This window comes from Enterococcus sp. MSG3290 (genome assembly GCF_050555565.1).
Lineage (GTDB): Bacteria > Bacillota > Bacilli > Lactobacillales > Enterococcaceae > Enterococcus_B > Enterococcus_B faecium.
In genome coordinates, this window is record NZ_CP187862.1 from 683,320 (window position 1) to 707,828 (window position 24,509).

A 24,509-nucleotide genomic window follows, 5' to 3' on the forward strand; every position below is an offset into this window, starting at 1 on the left:
GTCTTATTTGACTACCGCTGCATATAACTATTGGCAAACAGGTGATTTTGAAAATTCATATCTAAAAGAAGCAGAAAATTTTGCTCATAAGTACGGCGTAAAATTAATTGGTGATTAAAAAATATTAGGAGGACTTAACGATGATGCAATCTTCGTTACCAAGCAAGACAATAAAGAACAGCAAGAAAAAAGCAACAGATACGTCTCATAAAAAAAGTGCTTATGGATTGGTCACACCTTTTGTTATTTTCTTTATTGTGACGATTTTGATTCCCATCATTATCTCGTTTGCTTTTAGTTTTATGAAAATTGGCTATTCATTTGAATTTGTTGGATTTGACAATTATCTAGCTATTTTCCGAGATCCATTGTTTATTAAATCTTACACGAATGTTTTGATTATCATGGCAGGATCAATTCCAATAACGATGCTATTAGCTATTTACTTTGCTGTTTTATTGAATTCAGCACAGTTAAAAGGAAAAGGATTTTTTAGAACTGTCTATTATATTCCAACCATTACATCAACGGTGGCTGTAGCTTCCGTATTCATGACTTTTTTCAATCCGACTGGGTTATTCAATGGATTTTTGAATGCGCTAGGAATTAACGGTGTACAGTGGTTAACAAATCCTTTTTGGATACGAATATCAATGATCATCACGATGATTTGGCTTAGTGTAGGATATAACACTATTTTATTTTTAGCTGGTCTTCAAGGGATTTCTAAAGAGATATACGAAAGTGCTGAAATAGATGGAGCATCGAAATTTCGGCAATTCTTTTTATTAACGATCCCCATGCTAAAGCCAATCATTTTAATGGCCACAGTTTTAGCCACTATCAATGGCTTGGGTAATTTCAATATCCCAAATATATTCTTTGGGACTTCCAATGGACCAGAAAATTCAGCTTTGGTCGTAGGAGTCAATTTATATAAAACAAGTTTTGAAATGGTTGATTTTGGAAAAGCCTCTGCTATTGCCTGGACGATGGTGTTTGTATCTGTTATATTATCGGCTATTCAATTTAAATTCGGAGGTGATAAAAATGACTAAACAAAAGATACAAAGCAGAATTTTTACGTACGTCATTATTGTGTTTGGTGCCTTAATATTTTTGATGCCATATTTATATATGATTGTAGCTTCAACGCAAAGTAATCAAGAAATTTTAAGTGGCGGAATCAATTTCAAGTTTGGGGATATGCTATTAAAAAACTGGCAAGCCATCATGGCGAGATATAATTATCCCTTGATTATTTGGAATTCGATTGTTATTGCGGTAATCAGTACAGTTTTAGCTACAGCCAGTTCTACAATGGCGGGTTATGCATTAGCAAAGTATCGTTTTAAGGGGAATAAACTGTTGTTCAATACAGTTATGCTATCTAGGATGGTGCCTTTTTTTACCACATTGATTCCTTTATTTTACATTATGAGTCGTTTAGGATTATCGAATACTTATGCAGGTGTGATCATCCCTTCGATTGCCAGTACAACTTCAGTGTTTATGATGCGACAATATAGCAGTCAATTTCCTACAGCACTGATGGAGGCTGCCAGAATCGATGGTGCCAATGAGTGGGTGATTTTTACGAAAATCGCTGTACCGATTTTATCACCTACGATTATTACTAGTGGTTTACTTATCTTTATGGGAAGTTGGAATCAATATCTATTTCCATTAGTCATGCTTTCAGATAAAGATAAATATACGGTTCCCTTAATTATCAAAAATATGACGGTTTCTAGTACAGGTGAGCCAATTAATTATGGCGCAATTATGCTAATTTTAGCAACTTCAGTGATCCCAATGGTCTTGATTTATGTGTGGGCGCAGTCTAAATTTAAGGAGAATGACATTGGAGCTGCAAATAAGTAAAAAAAATAACGAATGTTAACCATCTAGTTCGTTCTAGGAGCAACTCCACATTCATAAAAATTAAAAGAATGGCGGGATATCCATGAATGAACAGACGAAGGAATGGTCAAGAAAAATTTTGAATGTAGCTTCTGAAAAGATAGATGCGGAATTAGACAGAATGGGGAATAAAATTCCATATATTTCTTACAACGGAAAATATACAGACGTAATAAAGGACAGAGGAATCGACTGGTGGACCAATGGTTTTTGGAGTGGTATTTTATGGCAGCTCTTTCACAAGACAAAACGAGAAAAGTTCAAAGAGGCAGCAATACAGCAAGAACAATTATTAGAATCTGCCCTGTACCATTTTTCAGACGTTCATCATGATGTAGGTTTTTTATTCTTACCATCGGCTATTGCACATTATCAACAGTCTCAAAACAAGCATAGTCGACAACTAGGGTTACATGCAGCTACGGTACTTGCTGGACGCTATAATATTTCAGGGAACTATTTAGTAGCATGGAATGACCATAAACCTGGTTGGATGATTATTGATAGTATGATGAATTTACCATTACTGTATTGGGCTTCGAGGGAAACTGGTGATCCGAGGTTCTCTAAAATTGCTCGGCAGCATGCAGATACAACAGCTAAGTATCTAGTGAGGAAAGATGGATCAACCGGGCATATCGCAGAGTTTGATGCAGAATCAGGGAAATATATTCGGTTACTTGGCGGGCAAGGATACAATGAGAATTCTTGTTGGAGCAGAGGAAATGCATGGGCTTTATATGGATTCGCGTTAAGTTATCGTTACACAAAAAATCCGTACTATCTAGCTATAGCAGAAAAGATAGCAGTAAATTTTATTCAGAAAATCGAAAAAACTGGTTATATTCCTCTCATTGATTTTGCTGTAAAAGATTCGAATATTGATACCAGTGCTGGAGTATGCGCTGCATGCGGTCTTCTGGAATTAGCAGGATATGTTTCCTCTGTACGATCAAAAATGTATCATGAAGCTGCTATCAATATACTCCAAAAGACAGAAAAGCACTATGCAAATTGGAATATGGATGAAGATGGGATCATTGGAGGCGGAGCAGAAGCATACCATAGAGAACTGACTTATAATGTGCCACTGATCTATTCTGATTATTTTTTTATTGAAGGCTTACTTCGATTAGAACAGTCGGAATTAGCTATTTGGTAGTAAAAAGAGGAGAAAATACAATGAAATATCCAGTACCACTATTAAGGACCAGACAGGATTACTTTGACTTATTTAAAAAGATAAATCAACCACTCCAGCCGTTTTATCGAGCAAGTGGCGCACAAATTGATTATATACATCAAGGGGTAGGATATGGAAATAAAATTGCAGGAATGGAAGGATTCTCTCGGGTTTTATGGGGAGCGGGGCCCGCAATTGACCAATTAGATGAACGATGGTTGAAATTAATTCTATCAGGAATAAAAGCTGGAACAGATCCTTCCCATCCCGATTATTGGGGAGAAATACATGAAAGAGACCAGCGTATGGTAGAAATGCCCGCAATGTTATTAGCGTTATATCATCATGAACAATTATTATGGAAAAAATTAGATACAGGAGAAAAAAACCAGATTATTCATTGGTTCTCGCAAATTTTTGAATATGAATGTGCAGATGGTAATTGGCAATTTTTTAAGATAATTGTCGGAACAATTATCCAAAAATTTGGTTATCCAGTTAAAGAATCAGCACTGAAAGAAGCATTTGATAATATAGAAAATTGTTATCTTCAAAATGGCTGGTATCGAGACAGTTCAAGAGGTCGCCAAGATTATTATAATCCTTTTGCATTTCATTATTATGGTTTGATTTATAGCGTACTAGAACCAGAAAAGCCCATTAGCCAGATATATAAGAACCGAGCTATTGATTTTTCTAGAGACTATATTCATTTTTTTGCGGAAGATGGTGCAAATGTGCCTTTTGGTCGAAGCATGATTTATCGTTTTGCAGTTTCAAGCTTTTGGTCAGCTATGTTGTGGGCCGATCTTTTGCCTTTTAAATTAGGTGAAATCAAGGGGTTAGTCAATCGGAATATAAGATGGTGGATGCAAAAAGAAATATTTGATGAAAAAGGTATCCTGAATATTGGTTATACCTACCCTCAATTGACATTGACTGAACCCTATAATAGTACGTTATCTCCATTATGGCTGAATAAGATTTTTTTATTGTTGGCGCTACCTGAAGACCATGAGTATTGGACGGCTAAAGAAATGCCTATGCCTATTCGTGAAGGAACTAAACTTCTTTCAGAAGCCAATTTGCTCATACAACATGATAATGGACATACATTTTTTTTGAATGCGGGACAATTAGGGCCAAATTTCCATACATTGACCAATGAAAAATATTTAAAATTTGCTTATTCTAGTCAATTTGGTTTTTCGATACCGCGAGCGAATCAATTGAAAGCAGAAATGGCAATGGATTCAATGCTAGGGATTCAGCGAGCGGACACATATATCACGACCAGTTTTAAGAATGAGAGCATCAAAACCTATGGACAGTTCATCGTTCGAAATAATGTACGAGACATTGTATGTAAGAAAGAGGTACTTGCCTCTACATGGGAACCTACTTTACAGGCAAAAATCAGAACTTGGCTTATTCCTTTTGAAGGCTGGCAGATTCGCGTACACAAAGTAGAATTAGATACAGAATATGTTCTATATGAGACAGGGTTTGCTATTGAATGTTCTCCTGAGAAAGAAGGAATAATCATAGAAGAAGACAAGGAAAACTATAGGGTGAGTGAAGCTGGCTTTTCAGGTATTATCTGTTTAAGTGACGATACTATTAAACGAAAATCCACAGCTATTATGGGTTTGCCCAATACAAACTTGATGACATGGGAAAACACTTTTATTCCTGGATTAGAGGGTACATTTGAAAAAGGAACCCATTGGCTCGGAACAGGAGTGGTTGCTCATCAAGATCGGGATTATAGTTTAGAAGTATGGAACAATCGTCCCAAAATTGATTTTGATGGGACAACCGGGCTAACTATCCAAAATAAAAACAATAAAAAAAGACTAAAATTATGCTAAAGGCTGGTGGGGAAATGCTTGATAAAGTGATGTTTGAAGAGATAATACATCCAGAAAAATGGATAAATGAATGTTATAAAGAATTAATGGAAAAAGAATGGAATAATGAGATCGAGCGTTGTCGCAGACACACGGAGAGGTTAATCAAACGTATCAGTAACAGTCAGTATCAATTCCCAAGCGAGTGTCCTATAAAAGGACGTTATCCATTAAGAGACAATATTGGTTGGACAGAAGGATTTTGGACAGGAATTAATTGGTTGTTATTTGAGAAGACGGGTGATCCTTTATTTCAACAAACAGCTGAAAAAGCAGATATAGATTTTATCCACAGGATTGACTGTCAAATTATCACTAATCATCACGATCTTGGTTTTTTGTATTCTTTATCAACCGTAGCAGATTATAAAATAACGGGAAATCGAAAAATGAAGGAAGCTTCAATTGATGCGGCAGAAACATTACTTCAGCGTTTTTGGGAGAAGGCAGGAGTTATACAAGCTTGGGGAGATCCTAGTGATCCTTCACAACAAGGTAGAATGATCATGGATTGTTGCATGAATCTTCCATTATTGTATTGGGCGAGTGAAGAAACTGGAAATCAAAAATATAAAAAAGCTGCTCAGGCTCATATTCAAAATGCAGCAGATTATTTAGTAAGAGAAGATGGTTCAACTTATCATACATTTTATATGGATGTCAAAGATGGAAAACCAAGATATGGAAGTACGCATCAAGGTTATAGTGATAATTCCTGTTGGGCTAGAGGCCAAGCATGGGGGATTTACGGTTTTGCATTAAGTTATCGTTATTTGAAAGAACAAAAATATTTTGATTTAAGCAAAATATTAGCCAATTATTTTATGAATCGGTTGCCAGAAGATACCATTTGTTATTGGGATTTGATCTTTGATGATTCTAGCAGAGAAGAAAAAGATACATCTAGTATGGTGATCATGGTTTGTGGATTATTAGAATTAATAGAATCAGGTCTATTAGACAAAACAGAAAAGAACTTATACCAGTCTGCTGTTTGGAAAATTATGCGACAATTGAAAGAAAGATATGCTACAACGGAAGAAGAAGATGGCTTTTTAACACAGTCTGTTTATAATAAGCCCAAAAATAATGGGGTAAATACACCTTGTATTTGGGGTGATTACTATTATTTAGAAGCTTTAGTGAGAATGACTAGTAATTGGTCTTCTTATTGGTGAAAAAGGTAAATATGGAATTTTTGTTTGATAAAATAAAAAAAGAAAAACCAAAACAGCATGAATGGTTTCTGTTTTGGTTTTTTCGTTAATTTTCATATTCTTCTAATTCCAAGCTTAGTTCTTCCCATTCCGTCAATTTTGTTTCTTGATTTTGTCTAGCAGCTTCTAAATCTTGGTTCAGCTCATTGAGTTTTACGTGATCTTCCAGGTTTTCTGGCGCGACCATTTCTTGTTCCAACTGATCGATCCATTCATCGATCCGCGCCATTTCTTCTTCAACCTGAGTAATTTTTCGTTGAAGGCTACGGATAAGCTTTTGCTGTTCTTTGCTTTGGTAATAATCAGATTTGTTCGTGGGAGCAGGAGCAGATTCTGGCTCATCTTGTGCCAACAATTCGGCGATTTCTTCTTCTTCCTGCTTTTTCTCTAAATAATAATCATAGTCTCCTAGATAGACTTTGCTGCCATTTTCAGAGAGTTCGACGACTTTTGTCGCGATCCGATTGATGAAATATCGGTCATGGGAAACAAAAAGCAGTGTGCCGTCATAATCGATCAATGCATTTTCTAATACTTCTTTGTTGTCAATATCTAAATGGTTTGTTGGTTCATCCAAAATCAAAAAATTTTCTTTGTTCATCGCTAACTTGGCTAAAGCAACCCGTGCTTTTTCACCGCCACTTAGCAGAGGGATTGGTTTTTCTACATCTTCGCCAGAAAATAAGAAAGCACCTAAAGCACTTCGAATCTCTTTTTCTGGAGTGGTAGGATGCTCATCCCACAATTCTGCTAGGATCGTCTTGTTTGTATGCAGATCAGCTTGACCTTGATCGTAATAGCCGATGGTGACATTTGTCCCTAGCGTTTCTTTTCCACGAATAAAAGGGATCTGGTGAATGATTGATTTCAGCAATGTCGATTTCCCGATACCATTCGGACCTACTAGAGCAATCGCTTCTTGACGACGGATATCTAGATTGATTGGTTCAGATAAGGTGACATTATCATATCCGATAGCGGCATCTTCGATTTGCAAGACTACATTTCCAGAAGGCTTTTCTATACTGAATAGAAAGTTTGCTTGTTTTTCATCCCCTTGAGGACGATCCAGCCGGTCCATTTTTTCTAATGTCTTTCTGCGGCTTTGCGCTCGTTTTGTGGTAGAGGCGCGAACAAGGTTCCGAGCAACGAAGTCTTCTAATTTATGGATTTCTGTTTGCTGCTTTTCATAAGCCTTCCATTCACTTGCTAGCTGTTCTGCTTTCAAATCTAGATATTTCGAATAGTTACCTTTGTAATGGCGCATTTTTCTTCTGCTTAATTCATAGACTTCATTGACTACTTTATCTAAAAAATAACGGTCATGGGAAACAATCAATAATGCACCAGTATAGCTTTGCAGATAATTCTCAAGCCAGGAAAGTGTCTCGATATCTAAATGGTTCGTTGGTTCATCTAGAATCAAAATGTCAGGGTGTTGCAAAAGCATGCGAGCTAAAGCTAAACGTGTGCGCTGTCCGCCTGATAAAGTATCGATTTTCTGATCATAAAATGAAGAATCGAATTTAAACCCATGCAATACGGAACGAATTTCATTTTCATAACCATAGCCGTTTCGATCTGAAAAATCGTGTTGCAGCCGGTCGTATTCTTTTAAATAAGAACTATAAGCAGGTGTGTCTGGCGTACCTTCGCTAATGAAAATCTCTAGCTCGCGCATCCGCTCTTCCATTTGTCTAACTTGTTCAAAAGCTTTCAGCATCTCGTTCCAAACTGTTTCATTGGAATCAAGTCCTGTGTCCTGAGCGAGGTATCCGAGAGTCGCTGTTTTATTTTTAGCGATCTTTCCTTCATCAGGTGCTTCAATTCCAGCAATGATCTTTAATAAAGTCGATTTTCCAGCGCCATTTCTGCCAACTAAAGCGACACGAGCGCCTGTACTGATTTCTAAATGTATGTTTTCAAATAAGACTTCTGCACCAAAATGGCGAGCAATCTGATTGGCTTGTAATAATATCATGGAATCCTCTTTTCTACTTTGTGAATTCTCCTCAAATAAAAAACTATTTTTCAATTAGTAGTCTACCATAAATTCCATTATACTGCGAGATTTGCAGAAATGATAAATAAATGAATAAAGAATAAAATTTCACAATATCTGAGCAATGGAATTGATTTTTTCCTATAAATACTGCTATGATGGAGAAATCAAAGATGTAATTAGACAATACGTGGAGGTCATTTCGTGAAAGATCATATTATTCCAAAGGCGACAGCTAAAAGACTGCCTTTGTATTATCGCTATTTAAGGATTTTAAATAATGCTGGAAAGAAAAAAGTGTCTTCAACTGAATTAAGTGAAGCCGTTCAAGTAGATAGTGCAACGATCCGTCGAGATTTTTCTTATTTTGGCGAATTAGGAAAACGTGGGTATGGTTATGATGTAGAAGATCTTATGCACTTTTTTGCAAAGACATTAAACGACGATCAATTGACAAATGTTGCGCTGATCGGTGTAGGGAACTTGGGAAGTGCTTTACTAAAATACAAATTCCATCAAAGTAATAGCATACGTATCAGTTGTGCTTTTGATGTGAATGAGGAAATCGTTGGGCGCATCGTAGACGGTATCCCCGTTTATCCAATGGAAGATATGTCAGAACAAATCAAGATCCAACAAATCGAAGTAGCAATTTTAACGATACCCGCTGAAAGAGCACAAGAAGTAGTCAATCAGTTAACGGAAGCAGGAATCAAAGGAATCTTGAACTTTACCGCTGCTCGATTGAATGCTCCGTCAGATGTATTGATCCAAAATGTTGATTTGACGAATGAATTGCAAACCTTGATCTATTTCTTGCATTCTGACGCAAATGCGCATTCCGAAAATACAGCAGAATAAAAATAAAAAGCGATTGAACAAATGAAGGCAAAACTTTCACTTGTTCAATCGCTTTTTTCTGTTTGGACAACGATTATTTTGTTCGGAAGATTTCTTCATAAGAAAGGGAATCATCTTCTGCTGTCAGTTCATCTAGTAGATAACGGATTTTTTTAAAGTCGATGAACCGTGCTTGCCGAAAGACTTCTTTTCCTTGATGAAAAATCAGGACAACTGGCGCAGTCAGCACTTCAAATTTACTAGCTACTTCTGGTGTTTCAAATGCATCCAAATGAAGTGCCGGAATATCATAATGTGTGAGAAGTTCCTCTAGTCGTGGACGAACAGCGTGACAAACACTGCAATTAGGCATCGAAAGATAAATGACGGCAACGGATGACTGTTGCAGTATGTCTTGAACTTCAGTCAAGTTAGTGGTTTGTTTCATTTTTATTCTCCCTTTTATGATAGAAGTGATATGTATGAGACCTTAATTTAATGGGAATAACAGAAAAAGTCAATTGAAGTGCTTTGGTAAAAAATAAGAGTTGTGTAAAAATTTACAGAGCAACTTGTTTTTTTTTGAATAAAAGCGTATATTTGCAAAGCGAATGAACTAGAAATAAAAAGGAGGAAACTCATGTTTTCTTTTATTCCAAATTCGGTTTTGCAGATGAGTACGATTTTCTTATCGATCGTTATTGAAGCATTACCTTTCGTATTATTAGGCTGTCTTATCTCAGGCGCCTTACAAGTATTTTTGACCCCAGAACGTGTGAAGAGATGGCTTCCTGAAAATCGTATATTCTCTATTTTTACTGGTTCGATCTTAGGATTTTTCTTTCCTTCATGTGAATGCGGCATCGTACCGATCGTTCATCAATTTGTTAAAAAAGGCGTACCAGTTCACACAGCGTTTGCTTTTATGCTGACTGCTCCGATCATCAATCCAATCGTGATTTTTTCCACTTTTATCGCATTTGGCAATTCTTGGCAGATGGCAAGCTGGCGGGTGATAGGCAGCTTTTTTGTTGCCCTTGTGATTGGTGTCTGGCTTGCCTATTTTCAAAAAGACGCTGTATTGAAAGAAAAAATCACGTCTAAAGTAGCAGAAAATCACCATCATCATGTCCATGAAGAAGAACAAAGTGAGAAGAATGAACCAAAAAATCAGCTGATCCATCAAACTGGGCATGTGTTGACACATTCAATCGACGAATTTTTTGATACAGGTCGTTATTTGATCATTGGCGGATTAATCGCAGCTGCGATGCAGACTTATTTACCAACTAGAATTATGCTAACGCTCGGCTCAACAAAGATTTTAGCCATTATCATCATGCTGTTATTGGCCTTTACGATGTCTCTTTGCTCAGAAGCAGATGCGTTTATAGGATCTTCTTTGTTAAGTCTGTTCGGCACAGCACCTGTAGCTGCCTTTTTGGTCTTTGGCCCAATGGTCGATATCAAAAATCTACTGATGATGAAACGATATTTTACAGGACGCTTTATTTTATCGCTGATCGGACTGATTGCCCTTAGCGTTATTGGATTCACATTATTTATTTAGGAGGAAAAATATGCTGCGGTTTTTGATTTTATCTGGGTATTTCGAATTGATGATGTACTTGCAAGTTTCTGGCAAACTCGATCAATATATCAATGTCCATTATCGCTACTTAGCTATTCTTTCAATGATTTTATCTGCTCTTTTGGCTTTAGTTCAGCTGTATTTGTGGGTCAAAAACGGAAAAGCAGAGGAAAAGGCACACGAGCACGATCATGACCATGGGTTGTCAAAACCTTATCAACGTGGAATCGCTTATGTACTGCTAGCTTTGCCAGTAATCGTGGGGACGTTGTTTCCAACAGTTAGTCTCGACACTACGATCGTAGAAGCCAAAGGATTTAATTTCCCAGTAAGTAAAGAATCAGTAGGGGATCCGGAGATGCAGACACAATACTTAAAGCCGGATACCAGTATTTATTTCAACAAATCAGACTACTTAGACCAAATGAATGAGTTGAAAGAAAAGTATGGGGATAAGCAAACTATCAAGATCACAGATGAAAACTATTTAGAAGTTATGGAGCTAATTTATAATTACCCTAGCGAATTCATTGGCAAAAAAATCAGCTATGAAGGATTTGTTTACCAAACACCGAACGATAGCAATACAGATATTTTCTTGTTCCGATTCGGCATTATCCATTGTGTGGCAGATTCAGGAGTCTTTGGTTTGTTGACGCATATGCCGGAAGGAGTAACGGTTAAAAATGATGAATGGTATAAAATAGAAGGAACCATCCAATCAGACTATTATCAACCATTCAAGCGTGAAATCCCATCTGTAGTTGTTACAAACGCTGAGAAAGTCTCTGCTCCGAAAAATCAGTATGTGTATCGTTCTTTTTAAAAGAACAAAATAAATAAACATAGCTCAGACAGCTGACACGCAAGGACGTCGGTTGTCTGGCTTTTTTTGCATGATGTATTCATTTGTTTGATATTTATTTTAGAAGCAGCATCCTGAAAGTATTTGATATCGGTTTCAAAGGTGTTGGAAAAGATTGTGAAGAGAATTACAATTTATTCCTAACATGTATGTTGAAAAGTTGTATGAAATGATTTTGATAGTAAAATATCGAGTGGAGGTACTTTTTATGGTAACGCGTATATTTATTTTGGATGATAGTTTGGTTTTTGAAAAAATGCTAGTAGAAATTTTGGAAGAATCCAGAATTTTATTAAGTCCTTGGAAATTTGAGATCGTTCAGGGATTGAACGTTATACAATTTGTTGAATTCATTAAAAATAATGAAATCTATTCCTCAGATATTTTTTTCCTAGACATCGATTTGAACGCCTATTATAGCGGTATCGAACTAGGCGAAATGCTTAGAGAAAAGAATGAAAAGTGTAAAATTGTTTATCTAACGTCTCATCCGAATAAAGCAATAACTGTTATTAATCGAAAGATTACGCCTAGTGGTTATTTGATAAAAGAATTCACTTATGAAAAAAATAAAAAAAGCATCCAAAGTTACTTATTGAAAGAAAAAGAAAACTATCCTGTTCAATATGCTACGAAAAAAAGGTGGACAACTGTCCGTTATGGTAATAGCGATCACTATATCCATTACGATGAAATCCTTTATCTAATGAGCATGCCAGGTTATAAAAATAAAATAGGCCTAGTATTGAAAGATGAAGAGATTCTCGTAAACGGCACAATTAAAAAATATAAAAAATCACTCGAATATGAGTATTTATGTAAAGATTTAAAAGCTTATATCATTAATACTGAAAACATTACATCTATTAGCAGAGTAAACGAAATAGTAACATTTGCAAATGGAGAACAACTAGAGATGGGAAAGAGAAGTATTGATAAACTAAAGAATTTTATGCAAGAAAAGATAGAAAATGAATCATTTTAAAGAAAACAAAGACTCATATCTTACCTGTTAGAAGAGTGTTTTCCTGTAGAAGAGAACAACCCAAGTAGCAGCCTAGTCGTTTCTATCCTTTTTTGTTATGCACTCTTTTTGACATTTACTCCACCAATAACGAAGGGTACAATAAAAAGTAATAACAAACAAAAGGAGTACAGAAATGATTGAATTCATCAATGTAAGTAAAAGTTACGGGAAAAAACAAGCATTAAAAGACTTGTCTCTCTCGATAAGACAAGGGGAAATTTTTGGATTTTTAGGACATAATGGTGCCGGAAAATCAACTACGATTAAAAGTTTAGTTAGTATTATTGAACCATCATCGGGAACGATTTTAGTAGATGGAATGAAATTGACGGAAAATCGCTTGAGTATCAAACAAAAAATCGGTTATGTGCCTGATTCCCCAGATATTTTTTTACAATTGACGGCTGGAGAATATTGGGACTTGATTTCAGCTGCCTATGAATTAGACACACAAAAAAAAGAAAAGCGTTTAGCAGAATTGACAGCGCTTTTTGATATGTATAGTCATCAAAATGAAACAATCGCAAGTTTTTCACATGGAATGCGTCAAAAAACGATTTTGATCGGCACGTTGCTGCCAGATCCAGATATTTGGGTATTGGATGAACCTTTGCAAGGACTTGATCCTCAAGCAGCATTTGATTTGAAAGAAATGATGAAGGCTCATGCCGCAAAAGGAAAAACAGTCATTTTTTCTACACATGTATTGGATACCGCACAACAGTTATGCGATAAACTGGCTATTTTGAAGAAAGGTGAATTGATTTATCAGGGGGCAGTTAGTGAATTATTGAATGGCTCACCTGATGAAACGCTAGAAAAGATTTATTTGAAAATGGCTGGAAGGCAAGCGACAGGAGATGGACCGTATGTATAAGCGACAATTATTAGAATTAATTCGAGTTAATCTTTTATATGTTAATCCACAGCTCACGAATAAAGCAAGAGAGAAAGGAAAAAAGGGAAAGCGATTAACTATCTATCTTTTGTCTCAAAATCTTTTTTCAGGGCTGATTTTTTTACTGATTTACGGATTTGCTATGTTTGCTATGAACTTTGTTAAATTGCCAGGTTTCTTTACTTATTACGTGGCACTTTTTGGTATGTTAGGTTTAACTCAAAGTATATCAGTCATTTATAATATCTTTTTTGAAGGAAATGACCTGCAAGTATTTTTGCCTCTGCCTTTTGGACAAGGACAGGTTTTTTCAGCAAAGATTTTGGTAGTTGCTTTGACCATCATTCCTTTTGTTTTTCCGCTTCTAGTCATGTTTATTTTAACCGGATGGCGAGCTGATCTAGGGATTTTTCTTACTATCATTATTTCGATCCTTTTGTTTTCTCTATTTTTGATTATTCTTTTTTGTCTGGCTAGTTTGATTGTTTTTGGTTTGGCTCGAACAGCAGTGTTTAAAAAACATAGAAAAACAGTTTCTAGTATCTTGCTTGGCAGCTCGATGCTGATCGCATTTGCTGGAATCATGTGGATGAATCATCAAACGGGGACTATTGAAAATGAGTTAACAGATCGGCATCCGATTTCGATATTATTGCCATTCTATGATGCTGCCAGTCAGCCACTTTCTCAACAAGGTTTATTGGGTTGGGGAATACTAGCTATCACGGCTCTGGGATTTTTCCTTGCTGTAAAACAGCTGATAGTACCAAAGCTTACAGAGCAACTGACTGATTCAAACAGTGAGTTCAAAATAAAAAGAACCCATAAAAAGAACCAAAATGTGCATCAGCTTTTATTTAGTTACAATGCTCAATTAGTAAAAGAACCTAATTTGATTATGCAAGTTCTTTCTTCTTCCTTGTTAACTCCAATCATTTTTATTCTTGCTTTTGCCCTAGGAGGCGAAATAAAATTAACTGATTTAGATAATAAGTTAATCGGTGTTGTTTTCCTGGTAGGGATCGCATTGGCTTTCTTAACAGTTAATCAGACTTCTTTTATCAGTAATCTTATTTCTTTGGATCAAGAAAATTTTCTGTTTATCCGTTCTTTGCCAATCTCTATGAACCAATATTTAAAAGAAAAGTTCAGATTCGGATGGATATTGCAGAGTTTTTTAACTGGTGGGATCGCATTATTAAGCGGACTGTCTTTTCGGCTGCCTTTGTTTTTTATCCCTAGCTTGCTATTTGGTTCTTTATTCGGCTGCTACTTATTGTCACTACGTTATTTCGCTAGAGATTATCGGTTGCTGCTGCTGAACTGGACCAATATTAACCAATTATTTAACAGAGGTTCAGGAAGTTTGGGTTTAGTCGCAACTATGATGGGTTCATTGATCATCAGTATTATTCTTATCGTCTTATACGGAATGTTGGCTTTGTTTTATCCATTTTGGTTAGTGAATATTCCTGTGATCGGTTTAGTTCTAATACTTTCCGCTCTATGGATCGTTTATTATCAACGAACGTTTTGGAAAAAATTTGAATAAAGAAGAGGGGCCGTGACAAAAATCATGTCGCAGCCCCTTTTTTACAGATAGAGGGTGTTCAAAAGTCAGTTTCTCAGTATTAAGTCAATTTTATGTAAAAATGTAAGAAGCTATTTTTACAAAACTTTTTTTAATACTCATAATTACTTCTTATTGCTCCTGCGGTTACTTGTCGCAATGTTTGTGAGATATTTTGTCATCGCTCAAGGCTGAACGTCTCTTTCACAACCTTTTCTTTGTTACACTTCGTTTATTTAAAAAGCCGTTTTTTTCGTTTCATCATGATTGCGTCACGCTTTACTTTGAAATTACGGATGTTATGGTTAAAGACTTCTGATAATACAAGACCTAAAGCGATTGCTCCAGCAATCATAATTGCTTGGACCGCATAATGAGCCGCTTCTCGATAGGATTCAGTAACGAGATTCCGAACCGCTTGATAAGCTAAACCACCAGGGACTAGAGGAACCATCCCGGGAATATTGAAAATCGTTACGGGCATTTTCAAACGTTTAGAGAAAAGATCGCTGATGAATGCTACTCCTAAAGAACCAAGCAATGAACCAAAAGCAGCAGATCCGCCTATTTGAACACAGATCCAGTAGATCATCCAGCCAAAAGCACCAGAAAGACCACAACAAATCAATGAACGCCTAGGTACATTTGTAATAACGGCAAATGCCGCAGTCGCTAAAAAACTAAAAGAAAACTGAATAAATATCGTCCCCATACTTGTGTTCCTTTCCTAATAAAAAAGCTGGAAAATAAAAGCAATCGCAAAACCGATCATCGTAGCAGTCATCATCGCTTCTGTTCCGCGAGAAACTCCTGAGACATAATGTCCAGCTAGCAAATCACGGATAGCGTTCGTAATTTGAACTCCAGGAACTAAAGGCATCACACATCCGATAATGATTAGATCCTGATTGCTTCCTAAGCCAAAACGTACGCTGTAGATAGCGGCTATGCCAATCAATAAAGAAGATAAAAATTCCGATAAAAATTTGATTCTAAAAAATTTCAAACTATATAGATAAGCTGCGTATCCCAATCCTCCAATGACTAAAGTCACAGGTAAATCGGTCATCTTTCCGCCAAATAACACCATAATTGTTCCACTGATCACTGCCGCGCTAACGATTTGCAACCAGACAGGAAAGAAAGAACGGTCTCGGTCGATTGCTTGCAGTTCGCAGTAAAGTTCTTCTAATGTTAGCTCTGAAGCAACATATTTACGTGAAAGATCATTTACTTTTACTACTTTTTCTAAATTAATCGAACGGTTGGTAATTTGTTCCATTCGGATGGTCGAGGTACGATCAAGACCAATAAAGAGACCGGTTTGAGTGACATAGCTGACCAAACGGAAATTTCCAGAAGCTAAAGCAATTCGACTCATCGTATCTTCTACCCGATACATCTCCGCATTGCTTTCCATCATGATTTTCCCAGCGAGTAAACAAGTGTCCAGCAACAGATCTAATTCTTTTCCCGTCATAGCATCTTCTCCAATAATTGATTGATTAGTTTTATTTTACTACAAAACATACCAGAAGCGTAAAGAATAAAAAAACTTGAGGAAGGAATAAAAGAGGCGTATACTGTTTTTGTATTGCGGGTGTAGTTTAGTGGTAAAATCCCAGCTTCCCAAGCTGATGTCGCGGGTTCGATTCCCGTCACCCGCTTAAAATAGGTTGTGAAAAAGCTGCTCTGCAACAAGTAATAAGAACAGCCAAGCAAAAACAACTTCTTATGTTTTTAACTTGGATGGACTTATTACCGCAGATGCAAGCTTTTGCGCACCGTTTACCAAGCGGTTGTGAAATCAGTGTATTGTCTTGAGTATGAAGAAAATTTTTGAATAATAATAAATACCTTACAGATAGAGTGGTGACTGATTAGAGACGAGGAATCCGTCTCTTTTTTGTATTTTTAAGCCATCTTAAAACAGGTTTTATTTTTTGCTGTTTCTATCTCTTTCTAGTATTTATTTATAGGGGAACATATGTTAAGATTTAGGGAGCTGTTAGTAAAGGAGTAAAGAAATGAGCAAAAAAACAACCAAGGCGATCGTGGGGATCGTCGCTGCTGTGATTGCAGGGGCATTCGGTGTTTCCACCACACAAAAAGATTCAGATATCTTTCAGCAGATTACAACTATTTTTGATTCCACACCACAAGCTTCTCAAGTAGCGGATGTGCCAGAATATGATGGAAAACATCAAGAAATAGAAATCAATGGGAATCAGCCGGAATTTACAAAAGAGGATCTTAGCCTTTCCAAAGGGACATGGGAAAGCTATTCAAATATTGATAAATTGAACAGAGTAGGACAAGCCAATGCTATGCTTGGAAAAGATTTGTTCCCTACTGAAAAGAGAGAGCCTTTGTATATTGACCCGACAGGTTGGAAACAAAAGAAATTAAGTGACGGGCAATGGTTATATAATCGCAGCCATTTAATTGGTTTCCAGCTGACTGGTCAAAATAACAACATTAAAAACTTGATGACAGGGACACGTTCGTTGAATGCTCCATACATGCTTGCTCACGAAAATGATATTGCGGCATATATCAAAGAAACAAATCATCATGTACGCTACCGTGTCACTCCTCATTTTGAGGGGGATGAACTGGTAGCCAGGGGAGTGCAATTGGAAGCAGAAAGCATTGAAGACAAAAAAATTGAATTCAATGTCTTTATCTACAATGTTCAAGATGGCTACACGATCAATTATGAGACAGGACAAGCAACAAAAACAAAAAATTAGTAGCAGCTATTCGAATTTTTTATGAATATTATGAAAAAATTGTGTAAAAACATACATTCAAAGAAATATAGCGTATACTTTATGAAAAGAGTACTTTTGATAAAGCTACAGAAAAAAGGAAAAAAACATACAAATAGTGTTTCTTAATTTATTCGGAAGTTTGGAATATTTGTTTGTAGTTTTCCCTTTCTTCGAGTAAAATAAGGTTGTAGAAGGTAAGCTGGAATTACCTTGCGGGAAAGAGGTGTAGAATCATGGGTTTTACAGATGAAACCGTACGTTTTGGTTTTGACGATAGTCGCAAAAAAGAAGTGAGCGAAACATTAGCGATTGTTTATCGGGCTTTGGAAGAAAAAGGCTACAATCCAATCAATCAGATTGTCGGCTACTTGCTTTCTGGAGACCCGGCCTACATTCCTCGTTATCGTGATGCTCGAAATTTGATTCGCCGTCACGAACGCGATGAGATCATGGAAGTAATTGTCAAGGACTACCTCTCAAATCATGGAGTGAATTTATGAGAGTAATGGGCTTGGATGTCGGTTCTAAGACAGTAGGTGTTGCTATCAGTGACCCCTTTGGCTGGACAGCTCAAGGAGTAGAGATTATTCGGATCAATGAAGCAGAAGAAGAGTTTGGCTTTGATCGGTTGAAGGAATTAGTAGCACAATATGAAGTAGACCGGTTTGTAGTTGGATTACCTAAAAATATGAACAATTCCATCGGACCAAGGGCAGAAGCTTCCATGTCATATGGAGAAAAGATCAAAGAACTATTCTCCTTGCCAGTTGATTATCAAGATGAACGATTAACCACTGTTCAGGCAGAACGTATGCTAGTAGAGCAGGCAAATACTTCAAGAGCCAAACGAAAAAAAGTCATCGATAAATTAGCAGCTGTGATGATCTTACAAAATTATTTAGACGGCTCAGGTAAGCAATTATTTTAATAATAAAAGAAAAGAGGTAATCTTATGACAGAACATAACCATTCCCACGACCATGAAGGACACGAACACATCACATTGGTGGATGACCAAGGAAATGAAACATTATATGAAATCCTACTAACAGTTGACGGACAAGAAGAATTTGGACGTAACTATGTTCTTTTATATCCTGCTGGTGTTTCAGAAGATGAAGATGTAGAATTACAAGCTTATGCATACATCGAAAACGAAGATGGAACAGAAGGCGAGTTAGAACAAATCGAAACAGACGCAGAATGGGACATGATTGAAGAAGTATTCAATACATTCATGGCGGAAGAAGAAGAATAGAATAAAAGAATGAATGAATTAATAAGATATAAAAAAAGGGATTGTGACAAACGTCTTGTCACAATCCCTTTTTCCAAATAAACGATGTTCAATCAGCTGCCCCTCAGCATTCGCTCGAAAAACGGCGAAATATGAAGAACTATTTTGCCATTTGTTTCTCTAATAATCAGGTCAAAACGTTGACTTCACAGTCTCTTCCTTAAACGGTGTTCTCCTGCCAACTCCTCGGTCACAAGTCACAATATTCAACAAACATGAGAAGCTGTTTTTTGAAATTGTTCCTTGTGACTCGGAGCTGAACGGCAGGCTCACGACCTCTTCCTTAAACGGTGTTCTCCTGCCAACTCCTCGGTCACAAGTCACAATATTCAACAAACATGAGAAGCTGTTTTTTGAAATTGTTCCTTGTGACTCAAAGCTGAACGGCAGGCTCACGACCTCTTTCTTAAACGGTGTTCAAAAGCTTGCATCTGCGGTAATAAGTTCAACCAAACGAAAAATATGAGGAGCTATTTTTGTTTGGCTGTTCTTATTACTTGATGCAGGACAGCTTTTTCACAACCTCTTTTCGTTTAGTACTACATTTCCTTAAAAAGTAGAAAAGCTTTCGAAGCCTCGTTTGTTTCTTTTACTGTATAATATAAGCAAAGAGTAAAAATCGCTAAAAGATATAAAGATATAAATAAGAGAAAGGATATACAAGATGATATGATTGGTCTGATTTATTTTGTGGTGATCGTTCTGGCAAATACAGTTGGCGCTATTTCCGGCATGGGCGGAGGCGTGTTGATCAAACCGATTCTTGATCTTATCGGTGCCCATTCTATTGCAGGTATTTCTTTTTACTCAACGGTTGCGGTATTCACGATGTCTATTGTTTCGACAGTGCGACAAGTATCAAGTGGGAAATCGCTGAATTGGCAGATTGTCGGTTGGGTATCTGGTGGAGCTGTAGTTGGAGGAATAGCCGGTAACATTGTATTCGAAGTTTTTTTACGGTTGTTTGAAAATGAAAAGCATGTGCAGCTGATCCAAATTTTCTTGACGGTATTGACCTTGGTTTTTGCGTTCTTCTACACCAAGCATCATCAGCCAAAATTTCATCTAACGTCATGGATTTGGTATCTTATATGTGGGGTGATCTTGGGCTTTTTAGCTAGCTTTTTAGGTATCGGTGGTGGACCCATCAATGTTTCATTGCTGATGCTGATGTTTGCCTTGCCAATAAAAGAAGCAACGCTGTATTCTCTATCTACGATTTTCTTTTCTCAACTGGCTAAATTAGTAACGATTGCTTTAACAAGTGGCTTTATGCGCTTTGATTTATCTATGTTGTTTTATATTATCCCCGCTGCTGTTATTGGAGGTTTGTGGGGAGCAAAATTTAGCAGGATTTTGTCTCCAAAAAAAGTGACCTTTATTTTTCAAGTAATTGTCCTCGTGGTTCTTTTGGTCAATTGTTACAATGCCTTTGTCATCTTACAAACATTAGGAGAATCTAGACTAACGCAAGTCAAAATCACTGAAACATATTGTTTTAAATGAAAAAAAGAGTATACTATGATAAAAAAATTCATTTTAAAAAATCAGAAATTGGCTGGTGATTTGGATGTTACGGGAAATGCGTTTAGAAGATGCAGAAGCACTACGTGAAATCAATGCGGATCAATTAGGGTATGATATACCATTAACCGTTACGGTGAGACAAATGAAGAAACTGCTGAAGGAGCCAGAGAAAAATTTTTTCTTGGTTTATGAAGATCCTACTTCTAAAAAAGCAGCTGGCTATGTACAAGCGGAGTCCTATGAATCGATTTTCAGCGATCCAATGTTCAATATTATGGCACTTGCTGTGTCTAAATATGCTGAAAAAAGAGGAATCGGAAAGGCTTTGATGACTGGCGTAGAAGAAGAAGCGAAAAAACGAGGTATAACGGCAATAAGGCTTAATTCTGCAGAATACAGAGTAGAAGCACACCAATTTTATGAACACATCGGTTATCATTCCGATAAAATGCAAAAAAGATTTTTGAAAATCCTGTAAATCTTTATCAAAAAAATACCCGATCATCAAGCCGATACTTGATGATCAGGTATTTTTGTTTTTTTGACTAAGAAAGTAATTGCATCAAGAAACCAGAGATGATCAAAACGATGGCACCACCAAGTCGATTGCCCATTTGAGCAAAAGCAATAAGTTCCATCCGATTAGCTGCAGATAAGACGGCTACATTTCCTGTTCCGCCCATCGAGTTGTTGCATAAGCCAGCAGTAATAGTTGATTCAATTGGATATAAACCAAACAAACGACCGACAAATCCTGAAACAACTGAAATCGCGATAACACTTGTCAGACATAAGACAACAAATTGCCATGTCAAAGCAGAAGCTAATACATTCAGATTCAGCAACGCAATACCGATACCGGCAAGAACAGCTGCTGTCAAGTTTTTGACAATCAAGTTATTGAACATGATAGCTGCATCTTCATAATATTCTGGTAATAGGTTGGCGATTTTACAGATGACAACGATAATGATCATAAATGCGTATGCATGGACTTTAGGAACAAAATAGTTACCAATTTGTCCTAAGATGAAGAAAGTCAATGATACCATCAAACCAACACCTAACTGTGGAATGGAAGGTTTCACAGTTCGAGGTTTTCCATCGCCAAGATCGCCTTTTTCCATTAATTTACCATTGCCGTTGAATTTTGGCATTGATTGTCCAGCACGAGCAACTAATGCTGCACCGATGATAGCTAAGACATTTGTCATTGCTGTAGCAGGAATCAGGCGGGAAATGATAGAAGAAGCATCCGTACCTAAAACATTTGCATAAATCGTTGATAAAGGAACGGCTCCGGCTCCAACACCACCAGCCATCGCAGGTAATGAGATGTATAAAACGGAATTTGCAAAACCATTTCCGATAAGCATGCCCACGAGTCCTACGGCAAAAAAGGAGACGACCATTGAAATAAGTGCAACGGGAATAAAACGAACAGAAGCTTTCATCAATAGATTACGGTTCATACCAAGGATGCTACCAGTAATCAAGGCAGCAATATAAAAGTCCAAAAAGCCCATATTGCTGACAAAGTTTTCTGTGGATTTCACTACATATTCAGGTAAGATCCCAAATGTAGCAATCGCAGCAGAAGCGAAGATCGCAAAAACGGAACCACCACCCAAATAACTTTTGACGATAGGGATTTTTGTCCCGATAAAATGAAATAAATTACCGAAAATAACCAAAACTGCGATTGGTCCAATCATATTCGTCGGTAATTTCCCTAAAGCCATTGCAATGATCAGGACAAGGACCATGATCAAATAAAGTGGCAAACTTACGCCGGTGATTTTTGTGGACCAAAAACCTTCTTTTTTCTTTTCCTCAACTGCAGTTGCAGTTGTTGTTTTTTGTGCCATTTTTACAGATCCTTTCTTATTCTGTATCATATGAAAAAAGCCAAAGAAAAGCGGCAAAAGAGCAGGAGTTGGCTGGCCGCTGTTTTGCCGCAGTCGCTTTTTTCTTTTTAGACGTCATACAAAGTTTCTGTATGTTCTTTTACTATAACGATCTTAATCTTCTAAAGATTTATATTCAGGAACCCATTTAGCAGATTCAACTGCTTCTTTGATATCCGTGATTTCTTCACGATTCAAATTTTGTGCGACAACTGATTTTGCGACAGTTTCAGCAATCGTTTGAGAAAATTCAGTGATTTTTGCTACTGGAGGCAAGATAGCTGCTCCTGGTTTTGTTACATCAACGATTCCGCCTAATGCTCGACTAGCTTGAGAAATGATTTCAGCATTTACTCGTGTAGCTGTTGAAGCAATTAAACCAAGTCCTAAACCTGGGTACATCAAAGCATTATTTGCTTGACCGATTTGGTAAGTTACACCATTATATTCAACATCAGCAGCAGGGATACCTGTTCCAACTAATGCTTTTCCGTCCGTCCATTCTATTAAATCTTTTGCTTTTGCTTCTGCCAATTTTGTTGGATTAGACAAAGGCATGATGATCGGACGTGGTGTATGAGCAGCCATTTCTTTCACGATTTCTTCAGTGAATGCTCCAGGTTGGGTAGAAGTACCAATCATGATTGTCGGATGGATCGCTTTTACAACTGCTTCTAAGTTTGTCAATTCATCAGCATTAGTGAATTCTGAGCGTTTGCGAGCGAATGGGATTTGACCAGGAGTCAATCCTTCTGTATCTTCAAACAATAAACCTTGTTTATCTACTTGATAGAAATGTTGGCGTGCTTCTTCTTCAGGTACACCTTGACGGATCATCTCATCTAAAAGGATGTTTGCGATACCCACACCAGCAGTACCAGCACCAAATGTCAAAATTATTTGATCTTTCAATTGTTCACCGGATATATTCAATCCGCCTAATACACCTGCTAGGACAACAATTCCTGTACCTTGGATATCGTCGTTGAAAGTAGTGATTTGATCTTCGTATTTTTCTAAGATCGCTGCAGCATTTCCTCGTCCAAAATCTTCCCAATGCAATAACAATTCTGGGAATAATTCGGTAGCTGATTGAACGAATTGATCGATGAATTCATAGTAAGTTTCGCCTTCTACACGAGCATGACGATTGCCTAAGTATAAGGGATTATTCAATAATTCTTCATTATTAGTACCAGCGTCGATCGATACAGGCAAAACTTGTGCTGGATTAATACCAGCAGCAGCAGTATAGACCATCAATTTGCCGATAGCGATGTCAACACCGTTCACACCCCAGTCGCCCATACCTAAGATTCCTTCTGCATCAGTCACAACAATCAAACGAATGTCTCGTCCATCTGCCGCGTTCTTCAAACTTGCTTTGATGTTTTCTGGTTCGTCGATTGAAAGAAATGCAGCATCTTGCGGTTTCAAGAAAATTTCGTTGTATTGTTCGATTGAATCCGCAACGACAGGATCATAAACGACAGGCATGAATTCAACTAAATGTTCGCCCATCAATTTATAAAACAATGTCCGATTCGTATTGAATAGATTCATTAAGAAGATACGTTTTTCCAAATCTGTTTGTTTGCTTAAGTATTGACCATAAGCTTGAACAGATTGTTGTTCCAGTGTTTGGACAGTACTTGGAAGCATACCAGTGATTCCATATTTTGCCCGTTCTTCTTTTGTAAAAGCTGTTCCTTTATTTAGAAAAGGATTATTTAATAAGTTTAACCCTGTAAGCATGAATGATTCCTCCTAAGTTTTAATACAAACGAAGTATAGAAGTCAGATGATGATATAGTCAAAAAGAGCAGGTATGATAAATTTTATTTATATGTAATATAGCCAAAAGAAATCAAAATAGCAGTATTTGTTCTTTTTATATCGACAATCCTTGCTTGAATACTATGCGTATCTCTTATATGCTAGAGAAAGAAAAGTAGAAGAATAAGGGATAGATGGAATG

The 24,509-nt window shown here is 36.9% G+C and carries 23 protein-coding genes and 1 tRNA gene; 18 read left to right on the forward strand and 6 right to left on the reverse strand.

Going from position 1 to position 24,509, the window contains the following annotated elements; all coding sequences use genetic code 11:
- Positions 1-140 precede the first annotated feature (140 nt).
- The 5 genes from IGL31_RS03145 to IGL31_RS03165 all read left to right on the forward strand — a co-directional run bounded on the left by IGL31_RS03145 (position 141) and on the right by IGL31_RS03165 (position 6,194).
- Positions 141-1,058, forward strand: a complete 918-nt coding sequence (locus IGL31_RS03145) for a carbohydrate ABC transporter permease (RefSeq protein WP_002287755.1) — start codon at positions 141-143, stop codon at positions 1,056-1,058.
- A complete protein-coding gene (locus IGL31_RS03150; protein ID WP_086299833.1) occupies positions 1,051-1,884 on the forward strand; it encodes a carbohydrate ABC transporter permease in 834 nt (277 codons plus the stop codon). The genes IGL31_RS03145 and IGL31_RS03150 overlap by 8 nt, the downstream gene beginning before the upstream one ends.
- Positions 1,885-1,966: 82 nt before the next feature.
- Positions 1,967-3,085 (forward strand): glycoside hydrolase family 88 protein, encoded by a 1,119-nt coding sequence (locus IGL31_RS03155; protein WP_002287753.1) that lies wholly within the window; start codon positions 1,967-1,969, stop codon positions 3,083-3,085.
- Positions 3,086-3,105: 20 nt separating this feature from the next.
- Positions 3,106-4,977: a DUF2264 domain-containing protein gene (locus tag IGL31_RS03160; RefSeq protein ID WP_086299832.1), complete on the forward strand. Its 1,872-nt coding sequence runs from the start codon at positions 3,106-3,108 to the stop codon at positions 4,975-4,977.
- Positions 4,971-6,194, forward strand: a complete 1,224-nt coding sequence (locus IGL31_RS03165; protein WP_002321414.1) for a glycoside hydrolase family 88 protein — start codon at positions 4,971-4,973, stop codon at positions 6,192-6,194. The genes IGL31_RS03160 and IGL31_RS03165 overlap by 7 nt, the downstream gene beginning before the upstream one ends.
- Before the next feature lie 85 nt (positions 6,195-6,279).
- Here the strand turns inward: IGL31_RS03165 and IGL31_RS03170 are convergent, their stop codons facing one another.
- Complete coding sequence (locus tag IGL31_RS03170; protein ID WP_086299831.1) at positions 6,280-8,214, reverse strand: ABC-F family ATP-binding cassette domain-containing protein; 1,935 nt, start codon at positions 8,212-8,214, stop codon at positions 6,280-6,282.
- 225 nt (positions 8,215-8,439) lie between these two features.
- Here IGL31_RS03170 and IGL31_RS03175 point away from each other — a divergent pair, with 225 nt between their 5' ends.
- Positions 8,440-9,096 carry a redox-sensing transcriptional repressor Rex gene (locus IGL31_RS03175; protein WP_002287746.1) on the forward strand — a complete coding sequence of 219 codons (657 nt, stop codon included), beginning with the start codon at positions 8,440-8,442 and terminating at the stop codon, positions 9,094-9,096.
- A 73-nt stretch (positions 9,097-9,169) separates the two neighbouring features.
- Here the strand turns inward: IGL31_RS03175 and IGL31_RS03180 are convergent, their stop codons facing one another.
- The gene (locus tag IGL31_RS03180; protein ID WP_002287745.1) at positions 9,170-9,523 is read right to left on the reverse strand and encodes a thioredoxin family protein; all 354 of its coding nucleotides are present in this window, start codon (positions 9,521-9,523) and stop codon (positions 9,170-9,172) included.
- Between the two features lie 192 nt (positions 9,524-9,715).
- Between IGL31_RS03180 and IGL31_RS03185 the strand changes: the two genes are divergently transcribed.
- The 5 genes from IGL31_RS03185 to IGL31_RS03205 all read left to right on the forward strand — a co-directional run bounded on the left by IGL31_RS03185 (position 9,716) and on the right by IGL31_RS03205 (position 15,008).
- The gene (locus IGL31_RS03185) at positions 9,716-10,645 is read left to right on the forward strand and encodes a permease (RefSeq protein WP_002287744.1); all 930 of its coding nucleotides are present in this window, start codon (positions 9,716-9,718) and stop codon (positions 10,643-10,645) included.
- Between the two features lie 10 nt (positions 10,646-10,655).
- Complete coding sequence (locus IGL31_RS03190) at positions 10,656-11,492, forward strand: TIGR03943 family putative permease subunit (RefSeq protein ID WP_002287743.1); 837 nt, start codon at positions 10,656-10,658, stop codon at positions 11,490-11,492.
- Between the two features lie 247 nt (positions 11,493-11,739).
- Positions 11,740-12,516 (forward strand): LytR/AlgR family response regulator transcription factor, encoded by a 777-nt coding sequence (locus IGL31_RS03195; protein ID WP_086299830.1) that lies wholly within the window; start codon positions 11,740-11,742, stop codon positions 12,514-12,516.
- A 175-nt stretch (positions 12,517-12,691) separates the two neighbouring features.
- The gene (locus IGL31_RS03200) at positions 12,692-13,435 is read left to right on the forward strand and encodes an ABC transporter ATP-binding protein (RefSeq protein WP_002287741.1); all 744 of its coding nucleotides are present in this window, start codon (positions 12,692-12,694) and stop codon (positions 13,433-13,435) included.
- A complete protein-coding gene (locus tag IGL31_RS03205) occupies positions 13,428-15,008 on the forward strand; it encodes an ABC transporter (protein WP_086299829.1) in 1,581 nt (526 codons plus the stop codon). The genes IGL31_RS03200 and IGL31_RS03205 overlap by 8 nt, the downstream gene beginning before the upstream one ends.
- Positions 15,009-15,258: 250 nt before the next feature.
- On the opposite strand, the gene IGL31_RS03210 is transcribed toward IGL31_RS03205, so the two are convergent.
- Positions 15,259-15,738, reverse strand: coding sequence for a threonine/serine exporter family protein (locus IGL31_RS03210; RefSeq protein WP_002289868.1), 480 nt, complete (start codon positions 15,736-15,738; stop codon positions 15,259-15,261).
- A gap of 15 nt (positions 15,739-15,753) precedes the next feature.
- Entirely contained in the window at positions 15,754-16,506 is a 753-nt protein-coding gene (locus IGL31_RS03215; RefSeq protein ID WP_002289867.1) for a threonine/serine exporter family protein, read from the reverse strand.
- Positions 16,507-16,622: 116 nt separating this feature from the next.
- Between IGL31_RS03215 and IGL31_RS03220 the strand changes: the two genes are divergently transcribed.
- The 7 genes from IGL31_RS03220 (at position 16,623) to IGL31_RS03250 (ending at position 21,102) form a co-directional block, all read left to right on the forward strand.
- A tRNA-Gly gene (locus IGL31_RS03220) sits at positions 16,623-16,693 on the forward strand.
- Between the two features lie 360 nt (positions 16,694-17,053).
- Complete coding sequence (locus tag IGL31_RS03225; RefSeq protein WP_002300763.1) at positions 17,054-17,779, forward strand: DNA/RNA non-specific endonuclease; 726 nt, start codon at positions 17,054-17,056, stop codon at positions 17,777-17,779.
- A gap of 254 nt (positions 17,780-18,033) precedes the next feature.
- Positions 18,034-18,300: an IreB family regulatory phosphoprotein gene (locus IGL31_RS03230; protein ID WP_002290885.1), complete on the forward strand. Its 267-nt coding sequence runs from the start codon at positions 18,034-18,036 to the stop codon at positions 18,298-18,300.
- Entirely contained in the window at positions 18,297-18,728 is a 432-nt protein-coding gene (gene ruvX / locus IGL31_RS03235) for a Holliday junction resolvase RuvX (RefSeq protein WP_002296503.1), read from the forward strand. The genes IGL31_RS03230 and ruvX overlap by 4 nt, the downstream gene beginning before the upstream one ends.
- Positions 18,729-18,752: 24 nt before the next feature.
- A complete protein-coding gene (locus IGL31_RS03240) occupies positions 18,753-19,058 on the forward strand; it encodes a DUF1292 domain-containing protein (RefSeq protein ID WP_002290887.1) in 306 nt (101 codons plus the stop codon).
- A gap of 708 nt (positions 19,059-19,766) precedes the next feature.
- Positions 19,767-20,603, forward strand: a complete 837-nt coding sequence (locus IGL31_RS03245; protein WP_002331589.1) for a sulfite exporter TauE/SafE family protein — start codon at positions 19,767-19,769, stop codon at positions 20,601-20,603.
- Between the two features lie 64 nt (positions 20,604-20,667).
- On the forward strand, positions 20,668-21,102 hold the full coding sequence (locus IGL31_RS03250) for a GNAT family N-acetyltransferase (RefSeq protein WP_002306155.1): 435 nt from the start codon (positions 20,668-20,670) through the stop codon (positions 21,100-21,102).
- Positions 21,103-21,169: 67 nt separating this feature from the next.
- Here the strand turns inward: IGL31_RS03250 and IGL31_RS03255 are convergent, their stop codons facing one another.
- Together IGL31_RS03255 and IGL31_RS03260 are read right to left on the reverse strand one after the other, a co-directional pair.
- Positions 21,170-22,492 (reverse strand): 2-hydroxycarboxylate transporter family protein, encoded by a 1,323-nt coding sequence (locus IGL31_RS03255; protein ID WP_002301062.1) that lies wholly within the window; start codon positions 22,490-22,492, stop codon positions 21,170-21,172.
- 153 nt (positions 22,493-22,645) lie between these two features.
- A complete protein-coding gene (locus tag IGL31_RS03260; RefSeq protein ID WP_002306156.1) occupies positions 22,646-24,286 on the reverse strand; it encodes a malolactic enzyme in 1,641 nt (546 codons plus the stop codon).
- Positions 24,287-24,509 lie beyond the last annotated feature (223 nt).

Excerpts from the sequence above, each read along its gene's own strand:
- IGL31_RS03170 (WP_086299831.1), bottom strand. The coding sequence starts at position 8,214 with ATGATATTATTACAAGCCAATCAGATTGCTCGCCATTTTGGTGCAGAA.
- IGL31_RS03165 (WP_002321414.1), top strand. The coding sequence starts at position 4,971 with ATGCTAAAGGCTGGTGGGGAAATGCTTGATAAAGTGATGTTTGAAGAG.
- IGL31_RS03225 (WP_002300763.1), top strand. The coding sequence starts at position 17,054 with ATGAGCAAAAAAACAACCAAGGCGATCGTGGGGATCGTCGCTGCTGTG.
- IGL31_RS03200 (WP_002287741.1), top strand. The coding sequence starts at position 12,692 with ATGATTGAATTCATCAATGTAAGTAAAAGTTACGGGAAAAAACAAGCA.
- ruvX (WP_002296503.1), top strand. The coding sequence starts at position 18,297 with ATGAGAGTAATGGGCTTGGATGTCGGTTCTAAGACAGTAGGTGTTGCT.
- IGL31_RS03215 (WP_002289867.1), bottom strand. The coding sequence starts at position 16,506 with ATGACGGGAAAAGAATTAGATCTGTTGCTGGACACTTGTTTACTCGCT.
- IGL31_RS03250 (WP_002306155.1), top strand. The coding sequence starts at position 20,668 with ATGTTACGGGAAATGCGTTTAGAAGATGCAGAAGCACTACGTGAAATC.
- IGL31_RS03205 (WP_086299829.1), top strand. The coding sequence starts at position 13,428 with ATGTATAAGCGACAATTATTAGAATTAATTCGAGTTAATCTTTTATAT.
- IGL31_RS03180 (WP_002287745.1), bottom strand. The coding sequence starts at position 9,523 with ATGAAACAAACCACTAACTTGACTGAAGTTCAAGACATACTGCAACAG.
- IGL31_RS03185 (WP_002287744.1), top strand. The coding sequence starts at position 9,716 with ATGTTTTCTTTTATTCCAAATTCGGTTTTGCAGATGAGTACGATTTTC.
- IGL31_RS03145 (WP_002287755.1), top strand. The coding sequence starts at position 141 with ATGATGCAATCTTCGTTACCAAGCAAGACAATAAAGAACAGCAAGAAA.
- IGL31_RS03190 (WP_002287743.1), top strand. The coding sequence starts at position 10,656 with ATGCTGCGGTTTTTGATTTTATCTGGGTATTTCGAATTGATGATGTAC.
- IGL31_RS03195 (WP_086299830.1), top strand. The coding sequence starts at position 11,740 with ATGGTAACGCGTATATTTATTTTGGATGATAGTTTGGTTTTTGAAAAA.
- IGL31_RS03245 (WP_002331589.1), top strand. The coding sequence starts at position 19,767 with ATGATTGGTCTGATTTATTTTGTGGTGATCGTTCTGGCAAATACAGTT.
- IGL31_RS03210 (WP_002289868.1), bottom strand. The coding sequence starts at position 15,738 with ATGGGGACGATATTTATTCAGTTTTCTTTTAGTTTTTTAGCGACTGCG.
- IGL31_RS03160 (WP_086299832.1), top strand. The coding sequence starts at position 3,106 with ATGAAATATCCAGTACCACTATTAAGGACCAGACAGGATTACTTTGAC.
- IGL31_RS03260 (WP_002306156.1), bottom strand. The coding sequence starts at position 24,286 with ATGCTTACAGGGTTAAACTTATTAAATAATCCTTTTCTAAATAAAGGA.
- IGL31_RS03255 (WP_002301062.1), bottom strand. The coding sequence starts at position 22,492 with ATGGCACAAAAAACAACAACTGCAACTGCAGTTGAGGAAAAGAAAAAA.
- IGL31_RS03240 (WP_002290887.1), top strand. The coding sequence starts at position 18,753 with ATGACAGAACATAACCATTCCCACGACCATGAAGGACACGAACACATC.
- IGL31_RS03230 (WP_002290885.1), top strand. The coding sequence starts at position 18,034 with ATGGGTTTTACAGATGAAACCGTACGTTTTGGTTTTGACGATAGTCGC.
- IGL31_RS03150 (WP_086299833.1), top strand. The coding sequence starts at position 1,051 with ATGACTAAACAAAAGATACAAAGCAGAATTTTTACGTACGTCATTATT.
- IGL31_RS03155 (WP_002287753.1), top strand. The coding sequence starts at position 1,967 with ATGAATGAACAGACGAAGGAATGGTCAAGAAAAATTTTGAATGTAGCT.